The organism is Plantibacter cousiniae (nom. nud.) (assembly GCF_977070315.1).
The window spans coordinates 42349-67216 of the sequence record NZ_CDRVEU010000009.1; the positions used below are offsets into that span (position 1 = coordinate 42349).

Consider the following 24868-nt stretch of genomic DNA (forward strand, 5'->3'; position numbering starts at 1 on the left):
CGCCATCGGAACAGGCGCCCATTGAAAATCCCCACGCTCACACAGCGAACGCGTGGCCACATTTGCGTGTAGCGCAGCTTATGGCAATCGGCCAGCCGAAAGGTTCAGATCACCCTCAGCTGTTGGTGATGCGGAAGCCCACTTTCAACGTCACCTGGAAGTGCGCGACTTTGCCGTTTTCGATATGGCCGCGGGTTTCGGTCACTTCAAACCATTCCATCAGGTCGAGGCTTTTGCTGGCTTCAGCCAGGGCATTGTTGATGGCGTCTTCGATGGTGGTCGTGGAAGAGCCTACGATTTCAACTTTCTTGTACGTGTGATGATCCGACATGGCAGTTCTCCTGAGGTCTGAAAAAGACGCGATATAGAGCGCGCTCCCTGCTTCTGTCAGGAGAAGGCGCGCAAAAGTTCAGACCTTTGCAAAAATCCCATCGCACTTTCCAAAAAGCCCGGAGTCCGAAACAACACGCCCACTCATCATTGCAGGAGAAACACCATGGCTACTACGTCACTTCGCAAAGCCTCGTTGCAGAGTATGGAAGCTGAAATCGAGAGCCTCCTGAAGTCCCTCGAGGGCCTGAAAGCCGACGCTACCGACGAGTCGCGCAAGACACTGAAGAATCTGAAAGCCAACGCTGAAAGCGCGCTGAGCCACTCGCGCAGCCTGCTCAGCGATGTCTACGAAGACGTTAAAGAGAAAACCCGCGAAAACGCACTGGCAACCCGCGACTACGCTCAGGAACACCCTTGGACCACCGCCGGCGTTGCGGTAGGTGCCATCGGCCTGATCGCTGCCTACATGCTGTTCAAGCGCGGTAACTGATCAGTTTTTGATCGGTTCCCCGGACCGCTTCAGCTCATTTTTTAACCACTGAGCAAGCTGCTGCGCCCGTCCATCGGCCGCACGTCTGGGTACCCAAAGCGCCAGCTGCGCCGGGGTTTCACTGAACCCCCAAGGCGCAGCCAGGCGACCGGCCTTCAGGTCATCGATGACCAGAGGCTCGGGCGCAATTGCAATGCCAAGGCCCGCCACGGCCGCCTCCAGCAAATAATACAAATGCTCGAAACCCTGCCCGTAACGCAGTGACTGCGGATCGATGCCGTTCTGCTGCGCCCAGCTCGGCCACGCCTGCGGACGTGATGTGGTTTGCAGCAACGATTCTTCCAGCAACGTCTCGGCAGGTGCATCGCACAAACGCTCGAATCGCGCGAAGCGTGGGCTCAACACCGGTCCGATCCGCTCGCTTGCCAGTTCGAATACCTGCATGTCTGCCGGCCACGGCGGCTCGGCAAATATCAGCAGGGCATCAAGACCTGGCCGACGCGGGTCAAGATCACCTTCACCTGCCGACAGGTGCAGACGCAGGTCCGGCAGCTCGGCATTCAGGCGACTCAAGCGCGGGATGAACCAGCGCGCCAGCAGGCTGCCGGAGCAACCCAACACGAACGGCGCATCTGCGCTGCCCTTGCTCAGTTCTGCACACACGCCGCGCAGCCGGTCGAACGCGTCGCCGCTGACATCGCGTAGGCGAATACCTTCATCTGTGAGTTTCAGGCCTCGTCCGTCCTTGCTGAACAGGCTTACACCCAGGTGTTCTTCAAGCACTTTCAATTGGCGACTGACAGCACCATGCGTCACGTTCAGCTGTTCGGCCGCCTGGCTGACACTGCCAAGCCGGGCAGTGCTTTCAAAGGCGCGCAATGCATTGAGGGGAGGGAGGTCGCGGCTCATGATCTGTGAGTTTTCCTGACAGGTTGCAGCGATCTTATCGGTTTTCATCCAGCCTTGCGCTGGTTAAAGTGGACTCATTGCCAATACGGCTCAACCCATTCGCCCAATACTGCAACTGGAGCACTTCATGACCCAGACCAATTTCCGCAGCGGCCCCGACGCCAATGGCCTGTTCGGCTCATTCGGCGGCCGCTACGTGGCTGAAACCCTGATGCCGCTGGTGCTAGACCTCAACCGCGAGTACGAAGCCGCCAAAGCCGACCCGGAATTCATCAAGGAGATGGCCTACTTCCAGCGCGATTACGTGGGCCGTCCAAACCCGCTGTACTTCGCCGAGCGCCTGACCGAGTTCTGTGGCGGCGCGAAAATCTACTTCAAGCGTGAAGAGCTCAATCACACCGGCGCGCACAAGATCAACAACTGCATCGGTCAGGTGCTGCTGGCCAAACGCATGGGCAAAAAACGCCTGATCGCGGAAACCGGCGCCGGCATGCACGGCGTTGCCACTGCTACCGTTGCTGCACGTTTCGGTCTGCCTTGCGTGATCTACATGGGTGCTACCGACATCGAGCGTCAGCAGGCCAACGTGTTCCGCATGAAGCTGCTGGGCGCTGAAATCGTTCCGGTCACTTCCGGCACCGGTACCCTGAAAGATGCGATGAACGAAGCGCTGCGTGACTGGGTGACCAACGTCGACGACACCTTCTACCTGATCGGCACCGTGGCAGGCCCGCACCCTTACCCAGCGATGGTCCGTGACTTCCAGGCCATCATCGGCAAGGAAACCAAAGAGCAGATGCTGGAGAAGGAAGGTCGTCTGCCGGACAGCCTGGTCGCCTGTGTCGGCGGCGGTTCCAACGCCATGGGCCTGTTCCATCCGTTCCTGGATGACGCCAGCGTGGAAATCATCGGCGTTGAAGCGGGCGGTCACGGCGTCAGCACCGACAAGCACGCGGCCAGCCTGAACGGCGGCGTACCGGGCGTGCTGCACGGCAACCGTACCTACCTGCTGCAGGACGGCGACGGACAAATCACCGATGCGCACTCGATCTCTGCCGGTCTGGACTACCCAGGCATCGGCCCGGAACACGCATTCCTGCACGAAGTGAAGCGCGTCGAATACGTCAGCATCACCGATGACGAAGCGCTGGATGCTTTCCATCAGTGCTGCCTGCTCGAAGGCATCATCCCGGCGCTGGAAACCGCTCACGCCCTGGCCGAAGCCATGAAGCGCGCGACCAACCTGCGCGATGATCACCTGATGGTCGTGTGCCTGTCCGGGCGCGGCGACAAAGACATGCAAACCGTCATGAACCATATGGCAGCCGCCGAACACACTCAGGAGCAGCTGGTATGAGCCGTCTAGAACATCGTTTCGCCCAGCTTAAAACCGAAGGTCGTGCGGCGCTGGTCACCTTCATCACCGCCGGTGACCCTGGCTACGACACCTCGCTGAAAGTCCTGAAAGGCCTGCCTGCGGCGGGTGCTGACGTGATCGAGCTGGGTATGCCGTTCACCGATCCGATGGCCGACGGTGTGGCGATTCAGCTGGCGACCCTGCGTGCTCTGGACGCTGGCCAGACCCTGCAGAAAACCCTGCAGATGGTCAGCGAATTCCGTGTCGACGATCAGACCACGCCGATTGTGCTGATGGGTTACTACAACCCGATTCACCGCTTTGGCGTCGAAGCCTTCGTGGCGCAGGCAAAGGAAGCGGGCGTTGACGGTCTGATCATCGTTGACCTGCCACCCGAGCACGACGCCGAGCTGGCGACCCCTGCACAGGCGTCCGGCATCGACTTCATCCGTCTGACCACACCGACCACCGATGATGCGCGCCTGCCGCGCGTGCTGGAACGCAGTTCCGGGTTCGTTTACTACGTGTCGGTCGCCGGTGTGACCGGGGCTGGCTCGGCCACCACCGAGCACGTCACTGAAGCCATCGCTCGCTTGCGCCGTCACACCGATCTGCCGATCAGCGTCGGTTTCGGTATCCGCACACCCGAGCAGGCCGCGGCGATTGCGCGTCTGGCTGACGGCGTGGTCGTGGGCTCGGCGTTCGTCGACAAGATCGCCAGCGCCGAGTCGCCGGAGCATGCCGTCGACGGCGTGCTGACGCTGTGCGCGGCACTGGCCGAGGGCGTACGTAGCGCTCGTAGCTGAGGGTAAAGTTTCTGATACAGAGGAATCAAAGCCTGAGCGGCGGCTCTATGTAGCAAGACATAAGGGGTTCATGACCAGCGTCATGAACCCCTTTTTGCTGCATTGCGTGAAGCCGAGGAAACACCATGAAACTGCCAAACCGTTTTATCACCGGACTGGGTATCTTGATGATCAGCGCCAGTCCGCTGCTGCAAGCTGCACCACCGGATCAACGCGGTGATGGCCCGGACGACAATCGTGGTGTTCAACAGCCGGGGCCGCAGAGCAATGGCGGGCATAACGAGCGTGGCAATGACCGTGGACCGGGCAATGACAATGGCCGGGGTCCGGACAAAGGCCCGGCCAGCCAGCCAGGCAGACAGGCCCACCAGGACAACCGCGGCGGCAACCGCCCACCGCAGGATTTCGGCCCGGTACGCGAGACCTTCCAGCAACACCGCGACGTCATCGGCCGGGGCCAGCCACTGCCGCCTGGCGTACACATCGCCAAGGGCCGTCCGTTGCCCCCTGGTTACGGCAAACGCCTGGACAGCCGCTCGCTGCAATACCTGCCACATTATGACGGCTACGAATGGCGCCGCCTGGGCACCGACGTCGTACTGATCGCCGTGGGTTCTGGGATTGTTTACGCGATTCTGGATGGTGTGTTGAATTGATGGGTGCTGCTATGCGGAGCGTCAGACAAGGCACTCCCACGCTGGAGCGTGAGGAACGATAATCTCGACTATCGTGCGACGCTCCGCGTCGCATGCCGTTCTGGACGCTCCGCGTCCGATCTTGAGGGCCGCCCAGCGCAGAAACCAGCCCAGCTCAACCCTGCTTCTGGTTAACCCGCGCCAAAAACGTCATCAGCGCTCCCGACACAAAATCCGGGTTCTCCAGATTGGCGATATGCCCTGCCTCAGGCACCAGCACGTAAGGGCAGCCGATCAGGCTGGCCATCTCGCGGGTTTCCTCAGGCGGGCGCGGGATGTCCGCATCGCCACACATTACCAGCGTGGTGTCGGCATTCAGTTGTTCGATCAACCCGAGCCGGTCATCACGACCGAAAATCATCCTTCCCAGTGGTACGACGGACTGACGCAACTGCTCGGCATTCATGCTGGCAAGCGCTGCACGAAACGACGTGTACACAGGCGACTGCGGATCAATGCCGGGACGGAAGAAAATCGGTACGACGATATCCAGCAGCGGCTCAGGAAAGGTCCCGACCTCTTCCAGCTTGTCGAGCAACGAGAAGTAATAGGCTTTCTTGGCTTCGGTCTCTTTGCCCAGATAGGTGTCCATCAGCACCAGCCCCGTGATGCGCTCTGGCGCGAGCAGTGCAGCGATTGCGCCCCACATACCGCCGACCGACAGCCCGACGATGCTGCAACGCTCGATATTCAAATGATCCAGCAGCGCCAGCGCATGCCGCGCCAGGTCATCGAGGTTGCGAGTACCTTCGGGAAACCCGCTGGAATCTCCGTGCCCCCACAGATCCGGCACGATCACCCGATACTGGCTGGCCAGGGTATCAATCTGTGCACTCCACATCGCCTTGTCCCAGAGATAGCTGTGACCGAGCACTACCACCGGGCCCGTGCCCTGGTCGGAATAGTGAAGTGTCTTACCGTCGATGAGTAGATCCGGCATTTCTGATGATCCTCTGTTCTGGTCTTTCAGCATTCGGCTCAGGCAGCCTGGGGCAGGGCACCGATGATATTCAAGCGTATGCATGACCATTTTGTTGATGTGCGCGCGGCGATGGACCGAGCGGTCACTTTTCAGCGGGGCAATGTTACACCGCAATCGACGGCAATGGCCTGCCCGCCAGCGAAACCCCGCTCAACGCCTGCTCGCTGGCCAGCCAGTCCACGAATTGCTGAACGATCTGCACGCGGCGTTTGCGCTGGGGCAGGACGACGTAATAGCCCTGGCCGGAAATCGCCGCGCCGGCGATAGGGCGGCAGAGCAGGCCCTGATCAAGCAGGTCGTCGACCAAGTGCTTCCAGCCGATGGCGATGCCCTGTCCGCCGATGGCCGCCTGGATCAGCAGGGTGTAGTTGTCGAAGCGCAGTTGACCGGGCGCGGGGGCCTGAGGGATGTCCAGCGCGCGGAATACGCCCGCCCAGTCGAACCAGTGGTTAATGCTTTCGCCACGCAGGTGCAGGAGTGGAAAGTCGCGCAGCGCATCGTTGGGCAGCGGCGTCTGGCGCCCGGCGATCAGTTGCGGGCTGCACACCGGGAAGACCTCTTCGCTGAACAGCCAGTGGCTTTCGCCCTGTTTGAAGCGCCCGTCACCGAACAGCACCGCAACATCGATATCAGCACGTAACATGCTGTGGGTACGCTCGCTGGTGACCAGGCTGACGTCCACGTCCGGGTTAACCTTGTGGAAACGGTGCAGACGCGGCATCAGCCAGTAGGCGGCGAAGGCGAAGTCGGTCGCCACTTGAAGCACTTCGTGCTGGTGGTGTTCGGTAATGGCTGTCAATCCGCTGTCGATGGATTGCAGCCCGGCCTGCACATGGCTGAATAGCACTTCACCGGCGTCGGTCAATTCGATGCCACGGTAGATGCGGTCGAACAGACGGGTAGCGAGTTGCTCTTCGAGGCGCTTGATCTGCTGGCTGACAGCGGGCTGTGTCGTGCCCAGTTCGAGGGCTGCCGCTGTGAAGCTGCGCAAACGCGCCGCGACTTCAAATGCACGCAGCAGATCGAGTGACACATCGCCGAAAGATTCAAACATTAGCTGGGCTTATCCTAGGTATTGCTGTGTATGGGCTTTACCCTGAAACGTATGGACTCCATCCTCATACCCGGCACTTTCGCATAACTTTTCACAATGGGATGCAGCGATTACATGAAGCGCAAAAATATTCTGTTCATCATGGCCGATCAAATGGCCGCGCCAATGTTGCCGTTTTACGCCCGGTCCCCGATTCTGATGCCGAACCTGAGCCGCATGGCCGCCAATGGCGTAGTGTTCGACTCGGCGTATTGCAACAGCCCCCTTTGCGCGCCGTCGCGCTTCACCCTGGTCAGCGGCCAGCTGCCGAGCAGGATCGGCGCGTACGACAACGCAGCTGACTTCCCGGCCGACATCCCTACTTATGCCCACTACCTGCGTGCGCTGGGCTACAAGACCGCCCTGGCAGGCAAGATGCATTTCTGCGGGCCGGACCAGTTGCATGGCTACGAAGAACGCCTGACCAGTGACATCTACCCGGCCGACTATGGCTGGTCAGTCAATTGGGACGAGCCGGATGTGCGGCCAAGCTGGTATCACAACATGTCATCGGTATTGCAGGCTGGTCCGTGCATTCGCACCAACCAGCTGGATTTCGATGAAGAGGTGCTGTTCAAGTCCCAGCAATATCTGTACGACCACGTGCGCCAGGACGGTGATGCGCCTTTCTGCCTGACCGTTTCCATGACTCATCCTCATGATCCGTACACCATTCCCAAGCCGTTCTGGGACCTGTACGCCGACGAAGAGATCCCGATGCCGCCGCCGCACGCCAATCAGGCCGCGCTGGACCCGCATTCGCAACGGCTGCTCAAGGTCTATGACCTGTGGGACAAGCCCATGCCGACCGACAAGATTCGTGATGCGCGCCGCGCCTACTTTGGCGCGTGCAGCTACATCGACCTCAACGTCGGCAAGCTGATGCAGACGCTCGATGAAGTCGGGCTGGCGGAAGACACCATCGTGGTGTTCTCCGGCGATCACGGCGACATGCTGGGCGAGAAGGGCCTCTGGTACAAAATGCACTGGTTCGAAATGGCCGCGCGCGTGCCGCTGGTGGTGTACGCGCCGGGCCAGTTCAAACCGGGACGGGTCAGTGCGTCGGTGTCGACTGCCGACCTGCTGCCGACCTTCGTCGAAATGGCCAGCGGCAAACTGGACGCCGGTTTGCCACTGGACGGACGTTCGCTGATGCCGCATCTAAAACGCAAGGGCGGGCACGACGAGGTGTTCGGTGAATACATGGCCGAAGGCACCACCAGCCCGCTGATGATGATCCGTCGTGGCGCGTACAAATTTATCTATTCGGAACAGGACCCGTGCCTGCTGTTCGATGTGAAGAAGGACCCGAAAGAGCAGAAGGACCTGAGCCAGTCACCCGCCCATGAAAAGCTGTTCAATGACTTCCTGGCCGAAGCTCGGGCCAAGTGGGACATCCCGGCGATACACCAACAGGTGCTCGCCAGTCAGCGCAGAAGGCGCTTCGTCGCCAAATCGCTGGCAACCGGCAAGCTGAAGAGTTGGGATCACCAGCCACTGGTCGACGCCAGTCAGCAGTACATGCGCAACCACATTGATCTGGACGATCTGGAGCGCAAGGCACGTTTTCCGCAACCTTGACCCTGCCCACACCAAAAAAACCAAAGGGGTACATCAATGAAGAAGTTATCCACAGCCGTTGCGGTCGCGGTCATGACCTTCGGTAGCCTGGCAGCGCAGGCGGAGGACGCCAGTTGCAGCACCGTGAAGATGGCCGATCCCGGCTGGAGTGACATTGCGGCCACCAACGCCATTACCAGCGTGGTCCTCGAGGGCCTGGGCTACACGCCCAAGGTCGATACCCTGGCCGTGCCGATTGCCTATGGCGGTTTGAAAGACGGCAAGCTGGATGTGTTTCTGGGTAACTGGATGCCGGCGCAGCAGGGCTTTTACGACAAGTTCGTGGCCACCGGAGATGTGACGCAACTGGCCAAAAACCTGGAGGGCACCGAATTCACCCTGGCCGTACCGGATTACGTCTGGGAAGCCGGTGTGCATAACTTTGCCGACCTGAACAAATTCGCTGACAAGTTCGACAAGAAGATCTACGGCATCGGTTCCGGCGCGCCTGCCAACCTGTCGTTGCAGGAGATCATCAAGAAGAACGAATTCGACCTGGGCAAATGGAAACTGGTGGAATCCAGCGAGACTGCGATGCTCGCCGAGGTCAATCGCAACGTGAAGAAAAAAGCCTTTGTGGTGTTCCTCGGCTGGACGCCGCACCCGATGAACGTGCAGATCAAGGGCATGCACTACCTCAAGGGCGGCGAGAAATATTTCGGCGACACCGGCTCGGTCTTTACACTGACCCGCAAGGGTTATGCTCAAGCCTGCCCGAACGTCGGCAAGCTGCTGACCAATCTGAGCTTCACCCTGGACATGGAAAACAGCATCATGGCCGAAGTGGTCAACAAGAAGGTCAGCAACAGCGAGGCGGCGAAGGCCTGGATCAAGGCCAACCCGGCGGTGCTGGACAAGTGGCTGGAGGGCGTACAGACCGCTGATGGCAAGGACGGTCTGGCGGCGGTGAAGGCCAGGTTGTAAGCGTAAAGCCTTGAGTGCGCTGCGTGACGAAGGTCTGTGACGCGGAGCGTCACCCAAGGCATTCCCACGCTGGAGCGTGAGGAACGACAGGCGTCCGACTATCGTGCCCATGCTCCACGTGCCGTTCTGGGCGCTCTGCGTCCTCTACGTTCAATTCAACCGAGGGACCGATGCGCTGGCTCAATCGCCATAAATTCCTACCCTTTCTCGCCTGGCTGCCGCAGCAGAATCGCGCCAGCGTCGGGCGTGATGCGCTAGTGGGTCTGAGTGGCGCCATTCTGGCACTGCCGCAATCCATCGCTTACGCACTGATCGCCGGGCTGCCGCCTGAGTACGGTCTCTACGCTGCGATTGTTCCAGTCCTCGTGGCCTGTCTGTGGGGATCGTCCTGGCACCTGATCTGCGGGCCGACTGCGGCTATTTCCATCGTGCTGTACGCCAGTGTCAGTCCGCTCGCCGTCCCGGCCAGTCAGGACTACATCATGTTGATCCTGCTGCTGACCTTCATCGCTGGCGTATTTCAGTTGTTGCTGGGGATGATGCGCTTCGGTGCACTGGTAAATTTCGTTTCGCACTCGGTGGTGCTGGGTTTCACGCTGGGCGCTGCGGTGGTGATTGCGCTGGGGCAGATGCCCAATCTGCTGGGCATTGATCTGCCGAGTCAGACCACCGCGCTCAAAAGCGTGAGCGCCGTGCTCGAGCATCTGCGTGAGGTCGATCTGTCTTCGCTGATGCTCGGTCTGTTGACCCTGGCGCTGGGTATCGGACTCAAGCTTCTCGTGCCTCGCTGGCCGACGCTGTTGATCGCACTGGTGTCGAGCAGCCTGCTGGTGTGGCTGTGGCCGGCGATGTTCGGCCATGTCCGTGTGGTCAGCGCCTTCGTCGGCCATCTGCCGCCCTTCAGCCCGTTGCCGCTGGATCTCGAACTGATCCTCAAGCTGCTGCCGACCGCCGTGGCGGTGGGCATGCTCGGGCTGGTCAACAGCCTGTCGATTGCCCGCTCGCTGTCAGCTCGTTCGCAGCAGATGCTCAATGCCAATCAGGAAGTGCGTGCCCAGGGGCTGTCGAACATGGTCGGTTCGCTGTTCTCCGGCTACCTGTCAGCCGGGTCTTTTACCCGTGCGGCATTGAGTTACGAGGCAGGTGCGCGCTCGCCGTTGGCGGGGGTGTTTTCCGCGCTATGGGTAGCGTTGTTCGCGGTCGCCGGTGCCTCGTTGATATCGCACATTCCGATCCCGGCCATGGCCGCCTCAATTCTGCTGATCTGTTGGGGGCTGGTGGATCGCCGAGGCATTCGTGCGCTGTTCCGCGTCAGCCGCGCCGAGTTTTTCGTGATGGCGCTGACCTGTCTGGCCACCCTGCTGCTGGAGCTGCAAACCGCGATCTACGCCGGTGTACTGGCCTCGCTGTTTTTCTACCTCAAGCGCACCTCGCAACCGCGTGTCCAGCAATGGCGCGAGGGCAACGAGGAGGTCCTGCGGGTCGGCGGATCGATCTTCTTCGGCGCCAGCCACTACCTGCAAACCCGCCTGCAACGTACCGAAGGTGTGCGAGTGGTGATCGATGCGCAGCAGATCAACTTCATCGATTACTCAGGCGTGGAGATGCTTCATCAGGAAGCCAGACGTCTGGGCCGGCAGGGCAGAGTGCTGGTCCTGCGCAATGCCAGGCCGCAAGTGATCGAGGAACTGCACAAGCTGGAAGGGACGGAGAAGTGCCCGATTCTGTTTGAGGATTGAGCCATGAATCATCGTCGCGATGCTCTGCGTTCTACAAAGGTCCCGATGAGCCCGTAGATTTGGCTTCTGCCCGGAGGGCGTGGGAGCGAACTTGTTCGCGAAAGGGCAGGTATAATCGCCGAAAATACATCATCTGAAATACCGCCTTCGCGAACAAGTTCGCTCCCACGGCCTTCGGCCAGAATCAAAAGCGGACTTGTGTATAACTCGGAGCATTGGCACGATAGTCCGCAGATAGCCGATCAACCCGCAGCCAGCAATCTGCGCAACTCAGCCAGCACCGGAGCCGATTCCGGACGCACACCGCGCCACAGCAGGAAGGCTTCTGCGGCCTGCTCGGCCAGCATGCCCAGACCATCCACCGCCTGCGCCGCGCCGTGTTCGGTGGCCCAACGGCAAAAAGCAGTGGGTTCGTTGCTGTACATCATGTCGTAGCAGAAGGTCACTCCCGACTGGATGAGGCTGGGCGCAATCGGTGGCAACTCTCCGGCCAGGCTGGCCGAGGTGGCGTTGATGATCACGTCCACCGACTCTTCAAGCCAGTCGTAGCTGCTGGCGAATACCGGCCCGAGGTCGGCAAACTCCTGCGCCAGTCGTTCGGCTTTCTCGACCGTACGATTGGCGATCACCAAGGCAGCGGGCTGTTGCGCAAGCAACGGCTCCAGCGCACCACGCACCGCACCGCCTGCGCCCAGCAACAGAATGCGCTGACCACGCAGGCTGCGACCGCAATTGACCGTCAGATCACGTACCAGCCCGGCACCGTCAGTGTTATCACCCAGCAGGGTTCCGTCGTCGAGCTTGCTCAGGGTGTTGACCGCCCCGGCGCGCTGCGCACGCTGGGTCAGGCTGTCGGCAAGGCGCCAGGCTTCTTCCTTGAACGGCACAGTAACGTTGGCACCGCGCCCGACCTGGAAAAACGCCTGGGCGAACGCGGTGAAGTCGTTCAGCGGTGCCAGCGAGGTCTGGTAATCAAGCGTTTGCCCGGTTTGTTCGGCAAACAGGCGATGAATCAAGGGCGACTTGCTGTGGCCGATGGGATTACCGAAGACGACGTACTGGTCCATGTGTGTTCCTGATCTGTTTGCGTGTGCAGCACCTTGCGGCGGTGAATCGGCTCAGTTTTCGGCCAGCCAGTCCCGATCAGTGAGGAAGTATTCGGTCAGACGCGCCTCTTCGCTGCCCGGCGTGGCCTTCCAGTCATAACCCCAACGCACTTGCGGCGGCAGCGACATGAGGATCGATTCGGTACGCCCACCCGATTGCAGACCGAACAACGTGCCGCGGTCATACACCAGGTTGAACTCGACGTAGCGACCACGACGGAATTCCTGAAACTCACGCTGCTGCACGGTATAGGCCGCCGCCTTGCGACGCCGCACGATCGGCAGATACGCATTGATGAACGCATCACCGATGGCACGAATGAAGGCGAAACTGGTGTCGAAATCCCACTGGTTCACGTCATCGAAAAACAGACCGCCGATGCCGCGCGGTTCATCGCGATGCTTGAGGTGGAAGTAACTGTCGCACCAGGCCTTGTAGCGCGGATAGACATCCTCACCGAAAGGCGCACAGGCGCGCTCGGCGACCCGGTGCCAGTGCACGCAGTCTTCCTCGACGCCATAATAGGGCGTCAGGTCGAAACCGCCACCGAACCACCAGACGGCCTCTTCACCTTCTTTCTCGGCAATGAAGAAACGCACGTTGGCGTGGGACGTCGGCACATGCGGGTTGTGCGGATGGATCACCAGCGACACGCCCAGCGCCTCGAAACCACGCCCGGCCAGTTCAGGCCGATGAGCGCTGGCAGACGGCGGCAGATTGCTGCCGAAAACATGGGAAAAATTGACACCGCCTTTCTCGATGACCGTGCCATTCTCGATCACCCGCGTGCGACCACCGCCGCCCGCCGGACGCGTCCAGGCATCTTCCATGAAGTGTGCGCTGCCATCTTCCTGTTCAAGCGCAGTGCAGATACGGTCTTGCAGGTCGAGCAGGTAGGCTTTTACGGCCTCGGTACGGGTACTCATGAGGATCCCTTACGGCTGACGTCAAACGGCTGAGTCCCCGCAGCAAAAGAGGCTCAGGCAAATTGGCGCGTAGCATACCATCGGCAGCGCGGGCTGGCAGTTGACGAAGGTCCGGGGATGGAGTCCGATGGGGGCTTTCGCAGCTTGTTTTAACCATCAAGGAGAGAGCACATGGCAAAGCGTATCCAGTTCAGCGCTGTCGGAGGACCCGAGGTTCTTGAATATGTCGATTTCGAGCCGCAGGCTCCGGGGCCGCAGGCGGTGGTTGTGCGTAACAAGGCCATTGGCCTGAATTTCATCGATACCTATTACCGCAGCGGGCTGTATCCGGCGCCGTCGCTGCCTTCCGGCCTCGGTGCCGAAGGGGCGGGGGTGGTCGAGGCGGTGGGGGCCGAGGTGACGCGCTTCAAGGTCGGTGATCGTGTCGCTTACGGCACCGGGCCGCTGGGGGCGTACAGCGAAGTGCACGTGCTGCCTGAAGCGAATCTGGTGAAGCTGGCGGACTCGATCAGTTTCGAGCAGGCCGCAGCCCTGATGCTCAAGGGCCTGACGGTGCAGTATCTGCTGCGTCAGACGTATCAGGTGAAGCCGGGCGAGACCATTCTGTTTCATGCTGCTGCGGGTGGTGTGGGTTCGCTGGCCTGCCAATGGGTCAAGGCGCTGGGCGCCAAACTGATCGGCACGGTCAGTTCGCCGGAGAAGGCCGCGCACGCCAAGGCGCTGGGTGCCTGGGAAACCATCGATTACAGTCACGAAGACGTCGCCAGGCGCGTGCTGGAGCTGACCGACGGCAAAAAATGCCCGGTGGTCTACGACGGGGTGGGTCAGGACACCTGGCTGACGTCACTCGACTGCGTGGCACCACGTGGGCTGGTGGTGAGCTTCGGCAATGCGTCCGGGCCGGTCTCGGGCGTGAATCTCGGGATTCTGGCGCAAAAGGGTTCGGTGTATGTCACCCGCCCGACGCTGGGCTCTTACGCCAACAATGCGCAGAACCTGCAGGCCATGGCGGACGAGCTGTTCGACATGCTCGCCAGCGGCAAACTCAAGGTCGACGGCATTCAGCAGTATGCTCTGAAGGATGCCGACAAGGCGCAGACCGAGCTGTCGGCCCGGCGTACCACCGGCTCGACCATTCTGATTCCTTGATCGTCTGCCCTTGAATGCGCACTGTGTGTGCCAGCGTCAGCCGGCGCGCACAATCTGCGCGGTGGCGATATCCCTTATCACGCTGGGGTTTCGACGCCCGCCCAGGCTGCCGCCGAGAACCCCGTCGATCTGCCCGCGGAAGTACTGCTCGACGCGCAATCTCGAACGCGCAGCCGGGCGACCCGCCGGGTTGGCCGAGGTGGAGATCAACGGACCGACCAGTGCGCACAGTTCACGTACGGTCGGGTGATCGGTAACACGCAGCGCCACGGTTTCGTGAATGCCGGTGATCCACTCGGGCAGCAGGTTCTGATGCGGTACCAGCCAGGTGTTGGGCCCAGGCCAGGTGCTGGCCATGCGGTCGAGCCACAGTTCAGGGAAGTCTTCGAACAGGAAGTCGAACTGGCGAATGTTGTCGGCAATCAGGATCAGGCCTTTTTCCACCGGCCGTGACTTGATCGCCAACAGACGATAGACCGCTTCTTCATCCCACGGATCGCACCCAAGCCCCCAGACTGCCTCGGTCGGGTAGGCAATCACCGCACCGGCTCGAATATCCTGAGCGGCTTGTTGCACTCGCCAACTGCTGACCATTGTTTGTCTCTCCACTGAATCCTGGCGGCAGTTTAACCTCAGGGCGCTCTAGCGAACCATCGTCCTGCTTCACAGCTTATGCGTCCGTCCAGTTCCAGCTCGGTCAGGCCTGCCAATACCTTGGGTAACGGCCAGCCGCATGACACCGACAGCCCCTCGCTGGTGTGCGGTGCGGCGTGCAGCAGCGCCAACAGTGGATGATCGCAAGGGGCAGGCTTCGCCGGCGTGACGGGATCGATGCCGGGCGCAACACGTTTCCAGTGCTGCAAGCCTTCAAGAATGTGTTCGACGGTCTCGATCAGTGTCGCGCCGTCTCGTATCAACTGATGACAGCCCTTGGCGCCAGGGTGATGAATCGAGCCGGGTATCGCGTAAACCTCTCGTCCATGCTCGGCGGCCAGCCGCGCGGTAATCAATGAGCCGCTGGCAACACTGGCCTCGACCACCAGTATGCCCAGCGACAGGCCACTGATTATTCGGTTACGTCGCGGGAAGTTGCTGGCCTGTGCTGCGGCGTCCAGCGGGAACTCGGAAATCACGGCGCCGCCCTGGGCCGCCATCTGTGCTGCAAGCGCGCGGTGCTGCTGTGGATAAAGTTTTTCGAGCCCGGTGCCAAGCACGCCGATTGTAAGCCCCCCGACATCCAATGCGCCCTGATGCGCGGCACCGTCAATACCTCGCGCCAAGCCACTGGTGATCACAAAACCGGCAGCCGCCAGGCTGCGCGCAAAAGCGCTGGCGGTGTCGAGTCCGGGTCGGGAGGCACGACGACTGCCGACCATTCCCAGTTGCGGACGCTCAAGGATCGAAGGGTCGCCGGCAATGAAGATCAGCGGCGGTGGATCTGCGATCTGCGCCAGCAGCGCGGGGTAGCCGGGGTCGTCCCACATCAGCAAATGCTGGGCCGGACGCTCCAGCCAGGCCAATGCGGCACTGGCGCCATCGCGTACGGAGGGGTCACGACGCGCCTCGGCACAGACACCTGGAATGCCCAGCGCACGCCATGCGCTGGCCGGCGCACTGAGCGCCGACGAGGCCGAACCGAAAGCTTCAATCAGTCTGGAAAAGCGTTTCGGCCCTATCTCGGGCAAGCGGTGCACGCGCAAACGCGCTTCCAGCTCTGCAGGCGAAGAGAGGGCATTTTCGAACAATGGCATGAGATCGTCCCTGATCCATCGTGCATCTCAAGTGATGCACAAACCTGTGGATAACTCTGTTGACAACAATTTGATAAGTGTCTGGTTCGTCACACAAATCCGTGTCAGATCTGAAACATGCGTCTACGGTTTGCGAACCTTGTCCATGATGGCCAAAGATCGGTTGGCTTGCAGGACCAAGGCGTAACTAAGCTTGTCGTAGGTACGGAAAACCATCAGCAGCCCGGCCCGTTCGTCGGGGATTTTTACCAGCTCACCGGTGATTCGGTCGCGCACGGTTTCGCTGGTCTTGTAGATCGCCAGCACGTTGCCCTCGGTCAGACCGTCGCGTTTGCCCTTGTCGAGCGTGACCACATCCAGCACGCTGACCTGAGTGACGCCGCGTGGCACATCCAGAATCAAACCTTCTATCGGCGCCTGCGGAGCGCTGGGCAGGAACGTCGAGTTGATGGCCCGCTCTTCACTGCTGAACAAGCGATCGCCCAGACGCACTTCCTGCGTGGAGCGCTGCAGAATCAGGGTCGAGACGTCACCTTCGGTGGCAACCACCTCGGCGCTGCCGACGTCATCGGCGTTGATGCCCAGTACTTCCTTGGTCTCCGGATCGATGTAGGTCTTGCCCTGACGAAAGATGCCATAGACGCTGTGCGCCGGGTCCAGCGCACCCCGTGCATAGGCACGATCACCGTTGCCACTGAGCACGCGCTCGGCATTGCCCGCAACGATGTAGGGGGCTTTCTCGAACTGCTCGGCGTTGTCGACAATCCGGTTGCTGATCAGGAATGCGTTGATCGCCCCCAGCGGAATGCTCGGAATGGCCTCGACCATCGGCGTACTGCGCACACGCGGTGACAATTTGATGGTCCCGCGCGACTCGCCCCGATTGAGCGTCACACGCGGCTGACCATCGACCCAGGTCAGCGCGAGGGTGTCACCGGGGTAGATCAGGTCGGGATCATGGACTTGCGGATTGGCCCGCCAGATCTCGCGCCATTTCCACGGTTCACGCAAGAACTTGCCGGAAATGTCCCAGAGTGTGTCCCCGGCGACAACGGTGTAGCTTTGCGGATAGCCTTCCCTGAGTTGCACTTGCGCCTGCGCAAGACCGCTGGCGGTCAGCAGCAGCAGCAGGGCGAGTAGTGATTTCCTCATGCGGTGAATCCCTTTATCATGTTGCCTCACGCGAACCCTAGAGTCCTGTCCTGGGCTGCCTGCCTTGAACTCCCGGGCCCGGCACCCAACATTGACTTTACCTTAACAGTGCAGCTCTTACGTATATGGCCATTCTAAACATCCTCGAATTTCCCGATTCGCGCCTGCGCACTATCGCCAAACCTGTGGCGATGGTAGACGAAGGCATTCGCCAGTTGGTCGACGACATGTTTGAAACCATGTACGAAGCGCCAGGTATTGGCCTGGCCGCGACTCAGGTCAACGTCCACAAGCGCGTGGTCGTCATGGACCTGAGCGAAGACCGCAGCGAACCGCGGGTCTTCATCAATCCTGAAATCGAAAAGCTGACCGACGAAATGGATCAGTATCAGGAAGGCTGCCTGTCGGTTCCCGGTTTCTACGAAAACGTCGACCGCCCGCAAAAGGTTCGCGTCAAGGCGCTGGACCGTGACGGCAAGCCTTACGAACTGGTTGCCGAGGGCCTGCTCGCCATCTGTATCCAGCATGAATGCGATCACCTGAACGGCAAGCTGTTCGTCGATTACCTTTCCAACCTCAAGCGTGACCGGATCAAGAAGAAGCTCGAAAAGCAGCACAAGCTCAACGCCTGATCCGTCGTTACCCCAAAAGGCCTGAACAGGCCTTTTTTTATAATGAGAACTCCATGACTGAGCCACTGCGCATCGTCTTCGCCGGCACCCCGGAATTCGCCGCCGAACACCTCAAAGCCCTGCTCGACAGCCCTCACCAGATCGTCGCCGTGTACACCCAGCCCGATCGCCCGGCCGGTCGTGGACAAAAGCTGATGCCCAGCCCGGTCAAGCAACTGGCGCTGCAACATGACGTACCGGTCATGCAGCCGCCAACGCTGCGCGATCCTGACGCGCAGGCCGAACTGGCAGCGCTGCAACCCGATTTGATGGTGGTCGTCGCCTACGGCCTGATCCTGCCGCAAGTGGTGCTGGATATTCCGCGCCTGGGCTGTATCAACAGCCACGCGTCGCTGCTGCCGCGCTGGCGTGGTGCGGCGCCGATTCAGCGCGCGGTACAGGCCGGTGATGCCGAGAGCGGCGTAACGGTGATGCGCATGGAAGCGGGCCTGGACACCGGGCCGATGCTGCTCAAGGCCGTTACCCCGATCACCGCGCAGGACACGGGCGGGACGCTGCATGATCGCCTGGCCGAACTCGGTCCGCCGGCTGTGTTGCAGGCCATTGCCGGTCTGGCGGACAGTTCGCTGGTCGGCGAGGTTCAGGATGACAGCCTGGCCAACTACGCCCACAAGCTGAACAAGGACGAAGCGCGCCTGGACTGGACACGTCCGGCCGATGAGCTTGAGCGCCTGGTCCGCGCCTTCAACCCCTGGCCGATCTGCCACAGCACGCTGAACGAAGAAACCCTGAAAGTCCTGACAGCCGATCTGGCCGAAGGGCAGGGCGCGCCGGGGACGATTCTTGGCGCCAGCAAGGATGGCCTGATCGTCGCGTGCGGTCAGAACGCGCTACGCCTGACCCGTCTGCAATTGCCGGGCGGCAAGCCGCTGAACTTCACGGATCTGTTCAACAGCCGCCGCGAGAAATTTGCCATCGGCACGGTGCTGGGCCAATGAACCCGCGTCTGGCCGCCGCCAAGGCACTGGCTGCCGTGCTCAGCGGCAAGGCCTCGCTGAACAGCTCGTTGCCTACTCAACTGGACAAGGTCGAGGTGCGTGATCGTGGTCTGACTCAGGACCTGGCATTCGGCACCGCGCGCTGGCAGCCGCGCCTGTCGGCTCTGGCGGCCAAGCTGCTGCAAAAGCCCTTCAAGGCCGCCGACGCCGACGTTGAAGCCTTGTTGCTGGTCGGTCTTTATCAGCTGTTCTACAGCCGCATTCCGGCCCACGCCGCCATCGGTGAAACCGTGGGCTGCGCCGACAAATTGAAAAAGCCCTGGGCCAAAGGCTTGCTCAACGCCGTGCTGCGCAATGCGCAACGTGACGGCGAGGCGCTGCTGATCGAGCTGGAACACGACCCGGTGGTGCGTACAGCCCACCCGCGCTGGCTGCAGAAAGCCCTGAAAGCCGCCTGGCCGGAACAGTGGGAAGCCATCTGCGCGGCCAACAATGCGCACCCGCCGATGATTTTGCGCGTCAACCGACGCCATCACCGTCGCGATCAATACCTCGAACTGCTCAACACTGCCGGCCTGCAAGCCAGTGCGTGCACATTCAGTCAGGACGGCATCGTGCTCGCCGAGCCGTGCGATGTGCGCTCACTGCCCGGTTTTGCCGAAGGCTGGATCAGCGTGCAGGACGAAGCCGCGCAACTGGCCGCCGACCTGCTGGAGCTGGCCCCCGGGCAACGGGTACTCGATGCCTGCTGCGCGCCGGGCGGCAAGACCTGCCACTTGCTGGAAGTGCAGCCGCAACTAAGCGGCGTGGTAGCGGTGGATCTGGAAGCCAAGCGTCTGGTGCGCGTGCGTGAAAACCTTGATCGCCTGGGCCTGGATGCCGAGCTGATCGCCGCCGATGCACGCGAGACAGCGCAGTGGTGGGACGGCAAACCGTTCCAGCGCATCCTGCTCGACGCACCGTGCTCGGCGACCGGCGTGATTCGTCGTCATCCGGACATCAAACTGACTCGTCAGGCAGACGACATCGTCGCGCTGGCGGCCTTGCAGGGCGAGCTGCTCGATGCGTTGTGGCCTACGCTGCAGGTAGGCGGCATGCTGGTGTACGCGACCTGCTCGACACTGCCGACCGAAAACACCGACGTCATCGAGGCGTTTCTGGCGCGTACCTCCGGGGCCAGAGAGCTGGACATCGCCGGGCAGGCAGGACAGCCGCCCGCGGGTATCAAGCAAGCCCATGGTCGCCAGCTGCTGGCCCAGCAAGGCGGCCACGATGGTTTCTACTACGCCAAACTGATCAAGATCGCGGCGGCGCGGGAGTAAGCGCGTGAAAATCATCATTCTGGGTGCAGGACAGGTAGGCGGTACGCTGGCCGAGCATCTGGCGGGCGAAGCCAATGACATCACCGTGGTCGACACTGACGGCGACCGGTTGCGCGATCTGGGCGACCGCCTGGACATCCGCACCGTGCAGGGCAAAGGCTCCTACCCGGCGGTGTTGCGTCAGGCCGGCGCGGACGACGCCGACATGCTGGTCGCGGTGACCAGCAGCGACGAAGCCAACATGATCGCCTGTCAGGTGGCCCACACGCTGTTCCACACGCCGACCAAGATCGCGCGCATTCGTGAAGCGGCGTACCTGACACGCGCTGGCCTGTTCGATAAAAACGCGATCCCGGTCGACGTGCTGATCAGTCCGGAGCAGGTCGTCACCAACTACATCAAACGTCTGATCGAATACCCCGGTGCGCTGCAGGTGATCGACTTCGCCGAAGGCAAAGCGCAACTGGTCGCGGTCAAAGCCTATTACGGCGGCGCACTGGTCGGTCAGCCGTTGCGCCAGCTACGAGCGCACATGCCGAATGTCGAAACGCGCATCGCGGCGATCTATCGCCGCGACCGGGCGATACTGCCGCATGGCGACACGGTCATCGAAGCCGATGACGAGGTGTTTTTCATCGCCGCCAAGGCTGATATTCGTGCCGTTATGGGAGAGCTGCGGCGCCTGGACGAGAACTACAAACGTATCGTCATCGCCGGTGGCGGCAACATCGGCGAGCGTCTGGCTGAAGCCATCGAAAGCCGCTATCAGGTGAAGATCATCGAAGTGAGCCCGGCGCGCTGCCGCTATCTGTCGGAGCATCTGGACAGCACGGTGGTGCTGCAGGGCAGCTCATCGGACCGCGACCTGCTGCTGGAAGAAAACATCGGCAACACCGACCTGTTCCTGGCGCTGACCAACGACGATGAAGCCAACATCATGTCGTCGCTGCTGGCCAAGCGTCTGGGCGCGCGCAAGGTGATGACGCTGATCAATAACCCGGCCTACGTCGATCTGGTGCAGGGTGGCGAAATCGACGTTGCGGTCAGCCCGCAGCTGGCAACCATCGGCACGCTGCTGGCCCACGTGCGCCGTGGTGATATCGTCAGCGTGCATTCGCTGCGACGCGGTGCAGCCGAAGCCATCGAGATCGTCGCTCACGGCGACTCGAAATCCAGCAAGGTGGTGGGCCGCGCCATCAAGGACATCAACCTGCCGACCGGTACGGCAATCGGCGCAGTCATCCGCGACGAGCAGGTGCTTATCGCCCATGACATCACCGTGATCGAATCCGGTGACCATGTGATCATGTTCCTTGTGGACAAGAAGTGCATCCGCGAGGTTGAGCGGCTGTTTCAGGTCGGCCTGAGCTTTTTCTGAACCGCTCCTGAACAGGGTGTGACCCTGACTGAACCTCTTGCCGACGCGCCCTGTCGGCAACGCTCGTCGACTCGGGCGAATTCTCTCTGAGCCCGTGCATCTCAGACACACGAGCTTCATGCCTGCACGGGCTTTATGAGAGAGAACGCACCCCATGTCCGAATCGGAAAATTCCCCAGCCACGCTTCAAGGATCACAGACCGACGGCACACCGGCGGGTGGCTGGCCTGCGCTCAGTGCGGTCAACAAGCACCTGTTGCACCAGCATGTGCTGATCAAGGGCAACCGCACGCTGATGTCCATGAACAAGCCTGGCGGCTTCGATTGCCCCAGTTGCTCCTGGCCGGACCCGAAGAAGCCGCACACCTTTGAATACTGCGAGAACGGTGCCAAGGCACTGGCCTGGGAATCGACCAGGAAACGCGTGACGCCCGAGTTCTTCGCCCGGCATACGGTCAGCGAACTGGCGACCTGGAGCGATCACGCGCTGGAAGCAGAAGGCCGTATTACCGAGCCGATGCGCTACGACGCCGCCACTGACAAATACCTGCCAGTCACCTGGGACGAAGCGTTCGCCGAGATCGGCGCAGAGCTGCGCGGCCTGAGCGATCCATGGAAACTGGAGCTGTACACCTCCGGACGCACGTCGAACGAAGCCGCCTTTCTGTATCAGCTGTTCGGTCGGCTGTACGGCATGGCCAACTTCCCAGACTGCTCGAACATGTGCCATGAAACCACCACTGCGGCGCTGCCCGAGTCGATCGGGGTCGGCAAAGGCACCACGACGCTGGAAGATTTCGAGAACGCCGACGCGATTTTTATCATCGGCCAGAACCCCGGGACCAACAGCCCGCGCATGATGTCCGAGCTGCACGCCGCCGCACGCCGGGGCGCAAGCATCATCTCGTTCAACCCGCTGCGGGAAAGGGCGCTGGTACGCTTTGCGGCGCCGCAGGACCAGCGCGACATGCTCAGTCTGCATGGGGTGGAAATCAGCTCGCAGTACCATCAGGTCAGGATCGGCGGCGACATGATCGCCCTGCAAGGCGTTTGCAAGGCCGTGATCGAAGCCGATGACGTGGCGCAGCGTGAAAACCTGCCGCGCGTCCTCGACGTGGCGTTCATTGAAGAACACACCCATGGCTTCGAGCAGTACGCCGATTATTGCCGACAGTTGCCCTGGGACATCATCGAGCGCCATTCGGGTCTGACGCGTCAGGCCATCGAAGAGGTGGCTGCGGTTTATAAGCGCTCGAAGGGGGTCATCTGCTGCTGGGGGATGGGCATCACTCAGCACAAGCGTGGCGGTGATGCCATGCAGCAGATCATCAACCTGCTGCTGTTGCGCGGCAACATCGGCAAGCTCGGTGCAGGGGCTTGCCCGGTGCGCGGGCATTCCAACGTACAGGGCGACAGGACGATGGGCATCTATGAAAAGGCCGGCGAACCGTTTCTGGCCAGCATGAGCAAGGTGTTCGGTTTTGAGGCGTCCAGAAAAAAAGGCCACGCCGTGGCCGAGACCTGCGAAGCCCTGTTGCGTGGCGAGGTGGAAGCACTCATTTCCATGGGCGGCAATTTCTTCCGCGCCATCCCGGACACCGATGTGATCTGCCCGACCGTCAGCCGCCTGAAAATGACGGTGCTGGTCAACACCAAGCTCAACCGCAGTGCGACGGTACATGGACAGAAGGCCTTTCTGCTGCCATGCGTGGCGCGTTCGGAACGCGACCTGCAGAACGGTGTGGCGCAAACCATTACGGTGGAGGACTCGATGTCGATGGTGCACGGCTCGACCGGCATGCTCGAGCCTGCGTCGAAACATCTGATTTCCGAAATCGCCATCATTGCCGGTATCGCCAAAGCGACGCTTGCGCCCAACCCCAAGGTGGACTGGGACAGCTACGTGGGTGACTACGCCAGGATTCGCGACAAGATCGAAGAAGTGCTGCCCGAGCAGTTTTACGATTTCAATCAGCGCATCCTAGAACCCGGAGGTTTTCGATTGCCCAATGCCGCCAGTGAGCGCAAGTGGGACACCGAGTCGGGCAAGGCCAACTTCCTCTTTCCCGAAGGCATCTACGACGAAGACGACACGCCGCCGGGCGCCGAGCATCTGCAGTTGATGACGATCCGCAGCCATGACCAGTTCAACACCACGGTGTATTCCAACGACGACCGTTATCGGGACATCTTTGGCGACCGCATGGTGGTGATGCTCAACCCGCAGGACATCGAACGCCTGGGGCTGAAAGCCGGGGACTACATCGAGTTTCAGACGGCGCTCGACCCGACCACGGCGCGGCGTGCAGCGGGTTTCAAGGTCATACCCTACGACGTGCCGCAGGGTTGCTGCGCAGCGTATTACCCGGAAACCAACGGCCTGCTGCCACTGGCCAACCGGGATAAACATGGCAACACTCCTGCGGCCAAATCCATCCCGGTGAACCTGGTGCGGATGAGTCCGGAGGGCACTCAGGTGGCGCTGGAGCGGCGCGGGTTGATTGCGGCGGCCAGTTGAGGGAAACACTATCGTGCCCATGCTCCAGCGTGGGCACGCCGTTCCGGACGCTCTGCGTCCAGTCCTTTCTAGTACCAGCGCGCTTCGCCTGGCGGGCGTTTCTTGAAGCGTTTCATGGTCCACATGTACTGGCTAGGGTAAGCCCGCACGTATCTCTCGACCACTTTGCTCATCGCCGCTGCCGAGGTTTCGGTGTCGGTGCTGTACATGGCTTCCGGAGCCGCTTCGAGTACCACTTTGTAACCCGAGCCGTCCGGCAGGCGCATGGCGTGCAGGAATACACCGACTGCCTTGCCGCCTGCCAGCATGTTCGGTACGAACTTGCTGGTCAGCGCCTGGGTGCCGCAGAAGGGCACGAAGATGCCCGCTGATTCGGCCGGCTCCGGATCGGCCGGAATACCCACCGAGCCGCCTTTGCGCACTTCCTTGATGACACTGAGAATGCCTTCCTTGGTCGACGCCGCAACCCGGTTGCCCAACTGCACACGCTGCTTGCGCAACAGGTCGTCCACGGCTTTCAGCTTGGGTGGACGATAGAAAATGATCGGCTTGCACTGGCTGCAGTAGAAGTGATTGAGCACTTCCCAGTTGCCCAGGTGACTGGTGATGCCGACTACGCCCTTGCCGGACGCCAGCGCATCCTTGAGCACATCGAGCCCTTCGACTTCACGCACCAGGTCGATCGATTTCTGTGCTGGCCAGATCCACGCACAGGCGCTTTCGGTCAGGGTCTTGCCGATGTCCATCAGGCTGCGGCCAACGAGCTTTTCCAGCTCCGGCTCGCTCAACTCGGGGAAACACTTGGACAGGTTGATCCGTGCCACTTCCCGCGAACGGTTGGGCAGCTTCCACATCAGCCAGCCAATCGCGGTGCCTGCCCACTGCACCGCGCGCCACGGCAACAGCGCAAACAATCGCAACGCCCCGACCATTACGGCGCCTTTGAACTTATCCACAGATGACTCCCAGATTCTCGAGGCGGGTAGT

General features: G+C 61.1%; 23 protein-coding genes. 13 read left to right on the plus strand and 10 right to left on the minus strand.

The window, feature by feature from the left end; genetic code table 11:
- Nucleotides 1–115 precede the first annotated feature (115 nt).
- Nucleotides 116–331, minus strand: a complete 216-nt coding sequence (locus tag ACW55A_RS17505) for a dodecin (protein ID WP_003318455.1) — start codon at nt 329–331, stop codon at nt 116–118.
- A gap of 165 nt (nt 332–496) precedes the next feature.
- On the opposite strand from ACW55A_RS17505, the gene ACW55A_RS17510 reads away from it, so the two are divergent.
- Nucleotides 497–823: an ElaB/YgaM/YqjD family protein gene (locus tag ACW55A_RS17510; RefSeq protein WP_003318456.1), complete on the plus strand. Its 327-nt coding sequence runs from the start codon at nt 497–499 to the stop codon at nt 821–823.
- On the opposite strand, the gene ACW55A_RS17515 is transcribed toward ACW55A_RS17510, so the two are convergent.
- Complete coding sequence (locus tag ACW55A_RS17515) at nt 824–1732, minus strand: LysR family transcriptional regulator (RefSeq protein WP_498811446.1); 909 nt, start codon at nt 1730–1732, stop codon at nt 824–826.
- Between the two features lie 127 nt (nt 1733–1859).
- Between ACW55A_RS17515 and trpB the strand changes: the two genes are divergently transcribed.
- From trpB to ACW55A_RS17530, 3 genes are all read left to right on the plus strand, one after another.
- Complete coding sequence (gene trpB, locus ACW55A_RS17520; RefSeq protein WP_003367769.1) at nt 1860–3089, plus strand: tryptophan synthase subunit beta; 1230 nt, start codon at nt 1860–1862, stop codon at nt 3087–3089.
- Nucleotides 3086–3895, plus strand: a complete 810-nt coding sequence (trpA, locus tag ACW55A_RS17525) for a tryptophan synthase subunit alpha (protein ID WP_044309653.1) — start codon at nt 3086–3088, stop codon at nt 3893–3895. The genes trpB and trpA overlap by 4 nt, the downstream gene beginning before the upstream one ends.
- A gap of 125 nt (nt 3896–4020) precedes the next feature.
- A complete protein-coding gene (locus tag ACW55A_RS17530; RefSeq protein WP_044309652.1) occupies nt 4021–4551 on the plus strand; it encodes an anti-virulence regulator CigR family protein in 531 nt (176 codons plus the stop codon).
- Nucleotides 4552–4705: 154 nt separating this feature from the next.
- Here the strand turns inward: ACW55A_RS17530 and ACW55A_RS17535 are convergent, their stop codons facing one another.
- A complete protein-coding gene (locus ACW55A_RS17535) occupies nt 4706–5530 on the minus strand; it encodes an alpha/beta fold hydrolase (RefSeq protein ID WP_455809411.1) in 825 nt (274 codons plus the stop codon).
- A gap of 145 nt (nt 5531–5675) precedes the next feature.
- Nucleotides 5676–6626, minus strand: a complete 951-nt coding sequence (locus ACW55A_RS17540; RefSeq protein WP_003367782.1) for a choline sulfate utilization transcriptional regulator — start codon at nt 6624–6626, stop codon at nt 5676–5678.
- Nucleotides 6627–6740: 114 nt separating this feature from the next.
- On the opposite strand from ACW55A_RS17540, the gene betC reads away from it, so the two are divergent.
- The 3 genes from betC to ACW55A_RS17555 all read left to right on the plus strand — a co-directional run bounded on the left by betC (nt 6741) and on the right by ACW55A_RS17555 (nt 10948).
- Complete coding sequence (gene betC, locus ACW55A_RS17545) at nt 6741–8246, plus strand: choline-sulfatase (RefSeq protein ID WP_054082298.1); 1506 nt, start codon at nt 6741–6743, stop codon at nt 8244–8246.
- Between the two features lie 36 nt (nt 8247–8282).
- Nucleotides 8283–9209 (plus strand): choline ABC transporter substrate-binding protein, encoded by a 927-nt coding sequence (locus ACW55A_RS17550; protein ID WP_003367786.1) that lies wholly within the window; start codon nt 8283–8285, stop codon nt 9207–9209.
- A gap of 170 nt (nt 9210–9379) precedes the next feature.
- The gene (locus ACW55A_RS17555) at nt 9380–10948 is read left to right on the plus strand and encodes a SulP family inorganic anion transporter (protein WP_498811447.1); all 1569 of its coding nucleotides are present in this window, start codon (nt 9380–9382) and stop codon (nt 10946–10948) included.
- A gap of 242 nt (nt 10949–11190) precedes the next feature.
- Here ACW55A_RS17555 and aroE read toward each other — a convergent pair whose 3' ends face one another.
- Nucleotides 11191–12015, minus strand: a complete 825-nt coding sequence (aroE, locus tag ACW55A_RS17560) for a shikimate dehydrogenase (RefSeq protein ID WP_003432721.1) — start codon at nt 12013–12015, stop codon at nt 11191–11193.
- Between the two features lie 51 nt (nt 12016–12066).
- On the minus strand, nt 12067–12981 hold the full coding sequence (hemF, locus tag ACW55A_RS17565) for an oxygen-dependent coproporphyrinogen oxidase (protein WP_072365293.1): 915 nt from the start codon (nt 12979–12981) through the stop codon (nt 12067–12069).
- A 171-nt stretch (nt 12982–13152) separates the two neighbouring features.
- On the opposite strand from hemF, the gene ACW55A_RS17570 reads away from it, so the two are divergent.
- A complete protein-coding gene (locus ACW55A_RS17570; RefSeq protein ID WP_455809414.1) occupies nt 13153–14130 on the plus strand; it encodes an NADPH:quinone reductase in 978 nt (325 codons plus the stop codon).
- 36 nt (nt 14131–14166) lie between these two features.
- Here the strand turns inward: ACW55A_RS17570 and tsaC are convergent, their stop codons facing one another.
- From tsaC to ACW55A_RS17585, 3 genes are all read right to left on the minus strand, one after another.
- A complete protein-coding gene (tsaC, locus tag ACW55A_RS17575; RefSeq protein ID WP_003340101.1) occupies nt 14167–14724 on the minus strand; it encodes an L-threonylcarbamoyladenylate synthase type 1 TsaC in 558 nt (185 codons plus the stop codon).
- A gap of 38 nt (nt 14725–14762) precedes the next feature.
- On the minus strand, nt 14763–15881 hold the full coding sequence (gene dprA, locus ACW55A_RS17580; protein WP_044309645.1) for a DNA-processing protein DprA: 1119 nt from the start codon (nt 15879–15881) through the stop codon (nt 14763–14765).
- A gap of 123 nt (nt 15882–16004) precedes the next feature.
- Nucleotides 16005–17033, minus strand: a complete 1029-nt coding sequence (locus tag ACW55A_RS17585; RefSeq protein WP_498811448.1) for a LysM peptidoglycan-binding domain-containing protein — start codon at nt 17031–17033, stop codon at nt 16005–16007.
- 125 nt (nt 17034–17158) lie between these two features.
- Here ACW55A_RS17585 and def point away from each other — a divergent pair, with 125 nt between their 5' ends.
- The 5 genes from def (at nt 17159) to ACW55A_RS17610 (ending at nt 23881) form a co-directional block, all read left to right on the plus strand.
- Nucleotides 17159–17665, plus strand: a complete 507-nt coding sequence (gene def / locus ACW55A_RS17590; RefSeq protein ID WP_002551333.1) for a peptide deformylase — start codon at nt 17159–17161, stop codon at nt 17663–17665.
- 53 nt (nt 17666–17718) lie between these two features.
- Nucleotides 17719–18663 carry a methionyl-tRNA formyltransferase gene (fmt, locus tag ACW55A_RS17595; protein ID WP_054082293.1) on the plus strand — a complete coding sequence of 315 codons (945 nt, stop codon included), beginning with the start codon at nt 17719–17721 and terminating at the stop codon, nt 18661–18663.
- On the plus strand, nt 18660–19985 hold the full coding sequence (gene rsmB, locus ACW55A_RS17600) for a 16S rRNA (cytosine(967)-C(5))-methyltransferase RsmB (RefSeq protein WP_003432726.1): 1326 nt from the start codon (nt 18660–18662) through the stop codon (nt 19983–19985). The genes fmt and rsmB overlap by 4 nt, the downstream gene beginning before the upstream one ends.
- Nucleotides 19986–19989: 4 nt before the next feature.
- A complete protein-coding gene (gene trkA / locus ACW55A_RS17605) occupies nt 19990–21363 on the plus strand; it encodes a Trk system potassium transporter TrkA (RefSeq protein WP_003367803.1) in 1374 nt (457 codons plus the stop codon).
- Nucleotides 21364–21517: 154 nt separating this feature from the next.
- Nucleotides 21518–23881 (plus strand): FdhF/YdeP family oxidoreductase, encoded by a 2364-nt coding sequence (locus ACW55A_RS17610; protein ID WP_498811449.1) that lies wholly within the window; start codon nt 21518–21520, stop codon nt 23879–23881.
- Nucleotides 23882–23949: 68 nt separating this feature from the next.
- On the opposite strand, the gene ACW55A_RS17615 is transcribed toward ACW55A_RS17610, so the two are convergent.
- A complete protein-coding gene (locus tag ACW55A_RS17615; protein WP_099266987.1) occupies nt 23950–24837 on the minus strand; it encodes a lysophospholipid acyltransferase in 888 nt (295 codons plus the stop codon).
- Between the last annotated feature and the right edge of the window lie 31 nt (nt 24838–24868).